This window comes from Vibrio sp. LB10LO1, from assembly GCF_010092875.1.
Classification (GTDB): domain Bacteria; phylum Pseudomonadota; class Gammaproteobacteria; order Enterobacterales; family Vibrionaceae; genus Vibrio; species Vibrio campbellii.
Genome location: NZ_JAADJW010000061.1, coordinates 1 through 10,544, shown reverse-complemented (window position 1 = coordinate 10,544; position 10,544 = coordinate 1). Strand labels below are relative to the sequence as shown.

At 44.2% G+C, this 10,544-nt stretch carries 4 protein-coding genes; all 4 read left to right on the top strand.

Annotation, left to right across the window (positions count from 1 at the left end; genetic code table 11):
• A partial coding sequence (locus GXP65_RS24120) for a tandem large repeat (RefSeq protein WP_162093897.1) occupies positions 1-1,868 on the top strand: 1,868 nt, incomplete at its 5' end.
• Between the two features lie 761 nt (positions 1,869-2,629).
• Positions 2,630-4,327 (top strand): hypothetical protein, encoded by a 1,698-nt coding sequence (locus tag GXP65_RS24115; protein WP_162093896.1) that lies wholly within the window; start codon positions 2,630-2,632, stop codon positions 4,325-4,327.
• A 67-nt stretch (positions 4,328-4,394) separates the two neighbouring features.
• Positions 4,395-5,702 carry a hypothetical protein gene (locus GXP65_RS24110; protein WP_162093895.1) on the top strand — a complete coding sequence of 436 codons (1,308 nt, stop codon included), beginning with the start codon at positions 4,395-4,397 and terminating at the stop codon, positions 5,700-5,702.
• A complete protein-coding gene (locus GXP65_RS24105) occupies positions 5,696-10,459 on the top strand; it encodes an OmpA family protein (RefSeq protein ID WP_240335023.1) in 4,764 nt (1,587 codons plus the stop codon). Before GXP65_RS24110 ends, GXP65_RS24105 begins: the two co-directional genes overlap by 7 nt.
• Positions 10,460-10,544 lie beyond the last annotated feature (85 nt).

The following is a 10,544-nucleotide window of genomic DNA, read 5'->3' as shown; positions in this document are numbered from 1 at the left end:
CGACATTTACGTTGACGCAAACCAAGCCAACGGTGGACGACGGTCAAACATCGATTAACCCAACGTACGCAGCGGCGGGTGAGAGCGTGACCGTCACAGCCACGTTCGACAAAGGCGTCACCACGCCAACGGGTTCGACGCTGGGCACAGCGGCGATCAACTGGACAGCACAATCGGGTACTCAGACCAAATGGGTGGGTACAGCAGAAGTCGCGTCAGTTGCGGATTCGGTGATGAGTGTGGCGTTAACGTTGCAAGGCTTTAATGATGCAACGGGCAATGTTGGTGAGTCATTCACTTCTAGCAAAGAGCTGGTGATGACCCCAACCTTAACCGTTGAAAATATCGGTGATGTTAACGAAGCGAGCGCTGCAAGCGTTGCCGTCAGTGGCGATAGCACACGCTTCGAAACCTCCGATACATTGACCATCAAAGCGGTCGATACGGACAATAAAGAAGTCACGCAAACCACGACAGTGACTGCATTGGGTAAATGGAACGCGACGTTAGACGTCTCAGGTCTTAAAGACGGCACCATTACGGTGACGGTGAACGGGACTAACGACTTGGGCGCACCAGCAAAAGAAGCGGGGACAACATTTACGTTGACGCAAACTAAGCCAACGGTGGACGACAGCCAAACGTCGATTAACCCAACGTACGCAGCGGCGGGTGATAGCGTGACCGTCACAGCCACGTTCGACAAAGGCGTCACCACGCCAACGGGTTCAACGCTGGGTACAGCGGCGATCAACTGGACAGCACAATCGGGTACTCAGACCCAATGGGTGGGTACAGCAGAAGTCGCGTCGGTTGCGGATTCGGTGAAGAGTGTGGCGTTAACGTTGCAAGGCTTTAATGATGCAACGGGCAATGCCGGTGAGGCATTCACTTCTAGCAAAGAGCTGGTGATGACCCCAACCTTAACCGTTGAAAATATCGGTGATGTTAACGAAGCGAGCGCTGCAAGCGTTGCCGTCAGTGGCGATAGCACACGCTTCGAAACCTCCGATACATTGACCATCAAAGCGGTCGATACGGACAATAAAGAAGTCACGCAAACCACGACAGTGACTGCATTGGGTAAATGGAACGCGGCGTTAGACGTCTCAGGTCTTAAAGACGGCACCATTACAGTAACCGTAAATGGTACTAACGACTTGGGTGCACCAGCAAAAGAAGTGGGTACGACATTTACGTTGACGCAAACCAAGCCAACGGTGGACGACGGTCAAACATCGATTAACCCAACGTACGCAGCGGCGGGTGAGAGCGTGACCGTCACAGCCACGTTCGACAAAGGCGTCACCACGCCAACGGGTTCGACGCTGGGCACAGCGGCGATCAACTGGACAGCACAATCGGGTACTCAGACCCAATGGGTGGGTACAGCAGAAGTCGCGTCAGTTGCGGATTCGGTGATGAGTGTGGCGTTAACGTTGCAAGGCTTTAATGATGCAACGGGCAATGTTGGTGAGTCATTCACTTCTAGCAAAGTGTTAGCTATGACTCCTACTATCGCTTTTGAAACAGTAAACGATGTCACAGGTGCAACAACAGTAACTATCAATGGCACAACTACTCGTTTTGAGGCGGGGGACTCAATAGCACTCAAAGCTGTTGATACCGATAGCTTAGAGGTTATAGGCAGTGCAACAGTGTTAGCCGATGGTACATGGACCGTTGATCTTGATTTGTCTACTTTGAAAGACGGAGAAATAACCGTTTATGCAAATGGTACCAATTCACTATCTGCGATCGCTGACGAGATGAGTACAACATTCAATTACTCTAGTACTACAGCGCTTGTTGTTCCAAACTATTGGGAAAGTTATTCCGCGGAGTTACCCTCCCAGAAAGCAGCCTAAAAGAAAGCGAGCATTAAGCTCGCTTTCTTTTTGCTCGTATTTAAGTGATCTAAGTCAAATGATTCGCATTTTCTCATAATTGAGCCAGATGATTCGACGGTCTTTCTACAAGGTCAAACATCTAGAATGCCTAGAGCAATTTTGCTTTTAGTTGTTATTAAAGTGATTGTGCGGGTCAATACTGGTATGTGGTGGTGAATGTGCCACGTTGAGAATATTGCGCAATATTATATAGTTACACGCAATGCTATACCCCAAGTATAGAGTTCTGCATAAGGTAGGGTACTACCTATCAGTTGTGTAATTGTAATGAAGTGGCACCAGCCTAGCATCACATCAAAGCGATTACGCGTTTTTGTGAGTGTGACACGCACTCACCTTTTTTATTCATACTTCCTCAGTAGCGATAAGCTATTTATTGCTACTGAGGAGTGCATATCCCTTCAAAATCTCAACCTGTGGCAATCAGCGCTTAAACTGAATTTGTTAACTTCTGCTCAAAAGTAAAAAAAACTGTTTTTCCTAAAGCCTTCTTTTTGAATAAGCACAGTAGGCAATGTGACCAAATTGCTAGTTAAAGTGACTTTATGGACTGTTAATTTGTTGGTTTGGGGCGTTTTGGGTTTTTCTGCAGGTTTTTCTATGTGATTGAATGTTATGAATTAAATTAGTAGCATTAACGCACCAAATCGTACCAGTAAGCCTTATCAGCTTAAACGTCACCGCAACCATATTTACGATGTTGGTTGTGGAGAATTCAAATGCATTTAGTTTGCAAATTTATACCTAGCTCGAAGCTTTCCTCCAACGAGCTATCCTACGTCCTTACACCTGATGAGTGTATTGGGCAGCTTTCGCGTGTGCGAAATTCAGAAGACATTCTCAGAAACCTGCCTAAAGAGCTTGCTCAGAAGATCTCAATCTCTGCTAAAAAGTCTAGCGCTGGCTTGCTAACGGCTATTCGAAATGAGTTAGGAAGTGGGAACTGGGTGGCGTTGTCTTCCTTCTCTCGTAGAACGCCGTTAACAGATACCCAATTACAAAGTTTCCCAAGGCTAAAAGCACAGCTTGAATCTGTCTCATCGACTGGTGAGAGCAAAGTCTATAAAGCGGGTTATAAGCAGGTAACGGACGATGTTACTTTGGTTCGCAGTTACGCGCATGTGCCTTATGAACAAAGTCCAGAACATAAAATCGTTGTCGAGTTTGCAGGGCAGTGGTCTAGCAATGCAGCCTGTTTGATGTTGGGAAAAACCGAAGCTCAAAAAGAAAAAGTGACTGTAGGTAAGGCTGATACCGAGAACAAACACCGCAGCCTTGCTACGTTTAAAGATCTGGATGCTGAAGGCAAAACGCTTTATATCAAAATCCCTTGTTCCGACCAGCCTCAGCCAATCTTGCTTAAACTCGCCGAAGATTTGCAACCCGTCGATAAAGAAACGCAGATGGATGAGTGGGATAACGTGTTGGTGCCGGTGAGACCATTGGCTTACTTAGATGGTAGCAACGACAAAGCAAAAGCTTCTGACCTGCGTGGTGGTTTCCTTTATGTGTTTTGGAAAGGAAAGCTTTGGCGAGAGATGGCGATAAACGAGAAAGGTTACTACCAAGATGTTGACGTCGAGTATTACCGCACGCTAGAGCAAGAAGAAAAGAAAAAAGACACACCTCAGGTAATACAAAGAAGCGCAAGCGGTTTTGCTATGGCGCATTTCTGGGCACCTTACAAAATATCGGGTGAAGTCCAACAGGGAGAAAATGGACTCAAGATCATTTTCTCACCAAAGCAAAAGCGCTTTGCTCAAATTGAAGCATTAGAATCGGATGCTGCTTTGCTAGATAAATCCAGCACGCCATTAGATGAATTAAGCAGTTACAGTGACGCACAGTCATTCAGTGCAAAAGAATTCACCTCCGATGTAGACAGCGCAGCCATCCACAAAGTGACCGAAGACGACATGCCATGGCTGAGTGACCAACAGGCCATCGTTCGCAGCTATGACCAGAGTAATACAGTGATTGCCTATGTGGATGGAAAAAACAGTGGTTTTCTTGTCCGCTTGGAAGTTGGCTTAGCAGATGGCCCATTGGCAGAACAGCTAGACCCTTACTCGTTGGCTTCGTATGACGGCTTAGTTGCCATTATGGAAGATTCTGAAAGTGACTGGCGAGTTACCGAGCCCTTTGAGTTAACCAGTAAGGATGGTTATATCAGTGCCTTAGTGACAGGTATGCCTCCCAAAGGAAAGTTTACACTTGTGCTTTCGCACCTTGGGGGGCAAGACAGCGCGGTGATGATGTTTGAAGGGCTGACATACCAAGAGATCACCGCAGAACCACCAGAATTACCGATGGCTTCTAAGCACGAAGAACAGCGAGTGCCTGATGAAGTTAATGAAGAAAGAGAGCGTCAAAAGAAAACATTAGACATGATGCTAGAGCTTATCAACGCCAATTAATGTGTGATAACACGGGTAATGTGCGTTAGACCTCGGTTTATCAAATCATGAAGAGAATGAGCGAAATATGAAAAAAATCATAATAGGCAGCACCATTGTTGCTGCCTTATTGGCTGGAGCTGGTGTTATACATTGGCAAAGCAAGCCTCAAATGGATAAGAATTATAAAACTAATCTTAGCTACATAATTGAAAACCTGTCTTTTGGTAAGCACACGGGAGAGATTGCTAAAATTAGGGGGTGGCGAATAGTAATCGATCCTCTAGAAGGGGCACCTTTAGAAGAGTGGAATGCAACGCACACTCAACCCCAAGTGATGTTTAACTATGGCTCCGACTCTAATATGTACACCATGAACTTAGATGGTAGTGATGTTCGCCTATTATTGAGTCGAGATGAGGTTGGCGAACTACCTGAAGGGGGCAACACGCAGCGCACCGCTGATGGGCGATACGTAGCTTTCAATTATTCATCTTTTGGTGGCCGACATTGTTTGGTTTACGATCTTAAAAATAGAGAAATTTTGGCGAAAATGGATGCATGCCACTCAGGGACATTTACCCTTGATAGCAGTAAATATTACTATTTAAATTTCCAAGATGGAAATCCATACTTTCTTGATTTAAAAACCAAAAAACCTAAGCATACATTTGAAGGGGAGCTCGAGGTTAATGGCGAAATCTGGAACCCATCAAAAGATGGCGTCGCTTTTATTATCGATCAACTGAACGGGCGATTTATCTATAGCGTTGCAAAAAGAGATGGGCGCGGTGAACGAGGAAAAGTAAAACAGCTGGTATTTAGCTTTCCAGCAATGACGTTTATCAATCAAGAAAAGTACGTAGCAGATCAATGTCAAGAGGGTTATACACGCGGTCCGATATATAGCTATATGATGTGTGGTGACCGAAAACCATACGAACTATTTTCGTTTCAAACTCCCAATGAAAAGCTGGAAGACTCTCCTGAGAGGTATCCACTTCAACGCGGTAAATGGTATGCCAGAGCATACGGAAATCGATTGTTGAGATTAAAGCAACCTGAAGAAGTTGGGATGTTTGATGGTTTGAGTTATTACTACGCGTTAAAAATCGGTAGTGGCGAGTTTGACTACAAGAAATTAAATCGAATCAACTTTTACATACCAGCTGATATTTACGAAGACTTTGAGAATATGGATTTGCGTCCTTTTATGCCTGCTATCCCTACCAAGGCACAATTCGATGAGCTGCTGCCAAAAGTGACCGAAAAGATGCGTTGGGATTGCGCAAGGAGCCGAAGAGAGTTCCGGAATTGTGCTCAGTATTACGATATGAAAGCGCTGTTTAAAGACATGGATCAAGTTAGGGAATATATGGGGGTCAAGAAATGGTAAAACGGTACGATATTCCAGGCCTTTATCTAATGGGGAGATTGCATGACAGGGATGGCAAACCCGTTGGGCGCTTTTTCCCATTAGCCCATGAAACATTGGTTATTCCTAGCTTAGAAGTTAAACAAGAGTTTGTTGCAGACCATACTGCTACTAACAAACAGATATCTACCAGTAGCCAAAATCCGATCGCAGTTAGTGATGAGTATGGCAAACTTAATATTTTAGCGGCTCGCGAATTCAACGCTGATCAGATAGGCGCTGAGTTACTGAGGGCTCCTTTGGCAAAAGGTTGCGTGGAAGCCGCGATTAACAAGGGCGCCGTGCAAGATGTGCTGTTTTTCCCAAGTTATTTGGTGCCATTAAGCCAGATGGCGAATGCGGCCCAAGTGAGTAAAGACCAAGAGCCATGGTTAACTAAACTGTATAACTTGTTGTCTTATAAAGATCTAAAGGAGATAAAAGATGATAAAGGGCAACCTGCTTGTGTGACCGATCTAAGCGTTAAGCGCGTTAGTGTCGAGCAAGATTGCCTAGCTCCCCCCTCGGACCAAGTTGACCAAAGCAGTGATTTCTTTAACAACTACGCAGAGTGGTTTAATAAGAGCCACTCTAAACAAATACATATAGTGGAAGTTCCGCAGTTTTATACAATTCAGGTCGTTTTTTCTTCGATGGACTACATCGGCGCTGAAGTGACATTAGCAGATGTACCAAAAGGCATTAATATCCAAGGCTCTGAAAAAGAGGGTAATGGTGTTTTACCTACATCGATTGTTAAAGAAGTGCGTTATGATTATTCTACAGATGGTAAAGCTCTCCAAAAAGAGTCTATGTATGTCGCGACGTTTTGGCTAAACTCGGAAAGTGTTTTAGTTTTAAATGACCGACTAACCTCTGTTCGTATTGATATTGATTTTTCAAAGAAAATTAATGGGGGCGACGCCGAGCAAGTCAGAATGACTCTAAGAGCTAGCGGGATACCGGAGTCATATAGCCTAAAAGAAAATGCCCTTGCTTTGGATATTCATACAACCGCTGGTCGCACTGCTGTTGTTAATGGTGACCCTATCTCCGTTGAAGAGGCCTTGATTAATCATGCCCCACAATTCTTCCCTTATTTGAATGCCGATTTAGAAGCATTCCCTTACGACAGTCCGGAAAAACTGATTGAACGAAAGGATACCAAAACCAGTTTACCAAACTCAACGTGGGCGACTTTTCAAACAGTAAAAGGCAGTTTGGAGACAACCTCCGGTGTGTTAAAAGATGGCATCAGTTGGATAACATTAAGTAAATTTGCGGCATCAGCTACAGAGCTTTTCAAAGATAGTGAAAAAGCCGAACTTAGGGAAGTTGCCCTAGTTGCCACAAAGACATTGGGTGTAACACAAGCCTCTACAGCTTTCATCAAAGCTGTGGCGGACCTAAATGATCACTATCCGAATGAAGTGACCCAATCTGCTCACTTTATGAATGGCCGCATTAATGCACAAATAGTGTGGTTTAGTCAGAAGTTTCATGCGCAGATGGATAGAGTCTCTCCGTTATGGAGCGCTTCCATTTTGCCATACCTTACTGGCGCAGGGCGGATCGGAACGAAAGCGTTAGACATGTTAGATAAACCGCTAACTATTGCGGAGCTGGGTTACGATGCCGTCAATAGCTATGCCAATTGGAGCGGAAGTCAAGCAGCTCAAGGCTCAGCACACGGAGATTTACTATCTAAAATACAGGAATACATGGCAACAACCGCTTCTGTACAGGCAGATAAAGCACAAGCTTTTCAGGGAACGGAAGAGAAGTATCAAAATGCTGTCAATCAACTAAGAAATGAAATGCCAGATTTGTTTGTAGAAGAAGGCAGTGTTTCACTAGACCAGCGTGTAGAAGACGTGTTACTTCGGTTGAACATGACATTTTTTGAGTTCGATTCTTACCAAGTCACTGAAAAAGGTAGTGTGCACAAAAGAATCGCTGAGCAGTTACAGGCGTTAATCAGTAACCCTTTCGAAATTGTCATAACAGGCCATACCTGTAATATGGGGTCAGAAGCTTACAACTTGGCTCTATCGGAAAAGCGTGCTGTTTCTGTCAAAGAGGCCATCCTTGATGCGATGTCTCCGGACGCTCGAAGCGTTTGGTCCCCTTTGTTCAAAATTGTTGCAAAAGGGTATGCAGTTTCGTTACCTGGTAATACCAACCGTACGATTGAAGAGCGAGTAAAAAACCGTCGGGTTGAAATCTATCTCGCGTTTAGCCGTTCTGTTGAATATCCGCCGTGTCGCGCAGGCCTTATGAATGTTGAAAAGGCGGCAAAGATAAAAATTGCCACAGACATGAACGAAGATCAGGCGATGCTGGAGTTTATCCAATCCGGTTTGAATGCATTAATTGGTGGGGCGGCCATGGCCTTCCCGCCAGCAAAAGTTATTGCCGCTGGGGTGGAAGGTGTAAAGCTTGCTGCTGCCATTATGGACCTCTTAAAGCCAAACACTGAATATCAAAAATGCGTTAAGCAGGTTGATTCCATCCGTCATCAAGATCTTATGGCGTTTAACCAATTTTTAGCACAGCCAGATATCCCCAATGCGACACGAGTGTACTTAAAATCGTATATGAAGCGAATGATTGCGTTGAATGGTTTGATTCGCTTGATTAAGAGCTTTCACGCTGTCAATGCGAATCCTGCTTTTAGCGGTGGCGGGATATTAAGTGACGCTGATGTGCTGAGTGGTCCTAAAATCAATCAGTTCAGTGACCTCGATGTGCTGGGCTATATTGATGAGTTCATCCTCAATGATGATTGGAGTGTTGATATCTCACTGCTGGGTGCTGAACACTTAGATGAAGTTTGGATGGAGAAAAATGGCTACAGTCAATCATACAACCAAATTGGTAGCGCTTCGGTTGCCAAAATATACGCTCAAGGTGTTAATGTTTACCGCCATTATTCATCCGATGATTTGACCGACTTGGTGACTGAGAAAGCTCAGCGATATAACCATTACTTCCCAATTCATTACAGAGCAAGTCAAGACGACAGCCATTTCGAAGCATTACTAGGGGATAAACCACCAACAGGATTAGATGACAGTATCTTCGAGAGAGTCGAAGTCTTTGTTCGTCGACCTTATAAAAGTAATGATTCAGTTCCAAAATATGATGATTGGGTGCCGTTTGAGCAATATTATCGAGATAACGGTGCAATGCTGACACCCTATGACAATGTTAAGGTCGTAGCGCTGGTAAAAGATGGGGTTGGGAGCGAAGATAACAGCAACGTTATTGGTCAGTTGCCGATTTGTCTTGATGTCATCTCACATAGTTCAAATGAAGGAAACTGGAAGTGGAGTGATAGTGTTGCCTCTACTCACATAGAATATGTGTCAGAGTTAACACCTGTGAACTTTTCTGAACAAGAGAGAAAAGTGATTTTTGGCGATGACAATAATGCGAAGAAACTTGGCGTCATTATTCAGCCAAGTTATTTCTTTGGTACTACACGTGTATTTGGTATTCGACCAGTTGCTAACTACGATGATGTTGCATTGAAGAGTCTCTTTGATACAGCTGCTAGCTCGATCGTCTCGGGTGGTTTCAAATTCCTGAGCTACTTTTTTGAGCTAAATGTGCCAGGTCAAAGTAAGACAGAAAAGCGTGTCAATGTGCTGCGCTCGTTTGGTTCGACAGATAGCAAAGAGAGAACCATCGACCGATTTAACGTGACTTTGTCACCATCTCGTCAATATGAGTTAACAAAAGACTTTATCAACTTTAGCGGCGCTATTTTTGGCGATGGTCTCTTCTATGAGAAGACATTTTTAACGCCACCTGAGGGTAAGAAAGTACGATATCCACAGGTTTTTGATGGGGCAAAAGTGAGCCTTTACTTAGGGCAAAGTGGCTTAAAATACGCCTCTGCTAAGAAAGGTGGGGATGATCCTCTTCTAAAAGCTGATAAGCGCATGAGTGGTAAAGTTACTGCGTTTGACTGGAATAAAGAAACGACCGCAACTCTACTGATTCGTTCAAAACCGTGTGATCCTGATAATTTAGAGGAGCAAGGTTTTGATAAAAATCTAATCCCAATTCACGTTCAATTCTCTTATGATCCAAACTTATGGCCTGGCTCAAACCTATGTCCAGTGACAGATTTTAAAGCAGTCGCACGACTCGGAACAGTGAAAAAGGTGGGTGACTCTTTTATCTTTGAAAAATCTGAAATCGAAAGAATTCCTAAATCGCTATCTGAGCTTCAAGAAGACCTAGCTAAGATGAATTCAGAAAGTCTAGAGTGTATAGCACTATCGACTTGGAGCGGTGCAAGGGAGGAAGAAACCACTTTGTTTGCCAGTGTGGAAGAGCTTTCTTATATCAATCTATTTGGTCACAAAGTAAATGGCTTAAGGCCGATGATTGCACCAAGTAGTTCAAGGAAAGGCATCAACTTTGGTATACAAGTCAATGCTCCGTTTGGAGCAGGACTAGATTTAGAGAAAGGTGATGGAATGCACATGGTCGATAGTGGTGTGACTAGAATTCCAAGTAACTGGATCAAACTCAAGTACAAAGAAGACGAAGTTGAGGCTGCTAAACAGCTTAATAAGCTCAAAACAGACCTTGAGTATGCTGATCATTCTAAGGAAATTAAATTTAAACCACATATCAACCTTCAGAAGTGGATGAGTTACAACGACCATTTTGATAGCTTGCTCGAAGCGAGGATCGATATGATTGATAGCTGGGTAGAGAATTAGTACTCGGATACAAAAAAACCGCCTTCGGGCTAACTCCGATCAGTTAAGCAAATGATCAGTTGAACGATCCTTTGGTTGGTTGAAA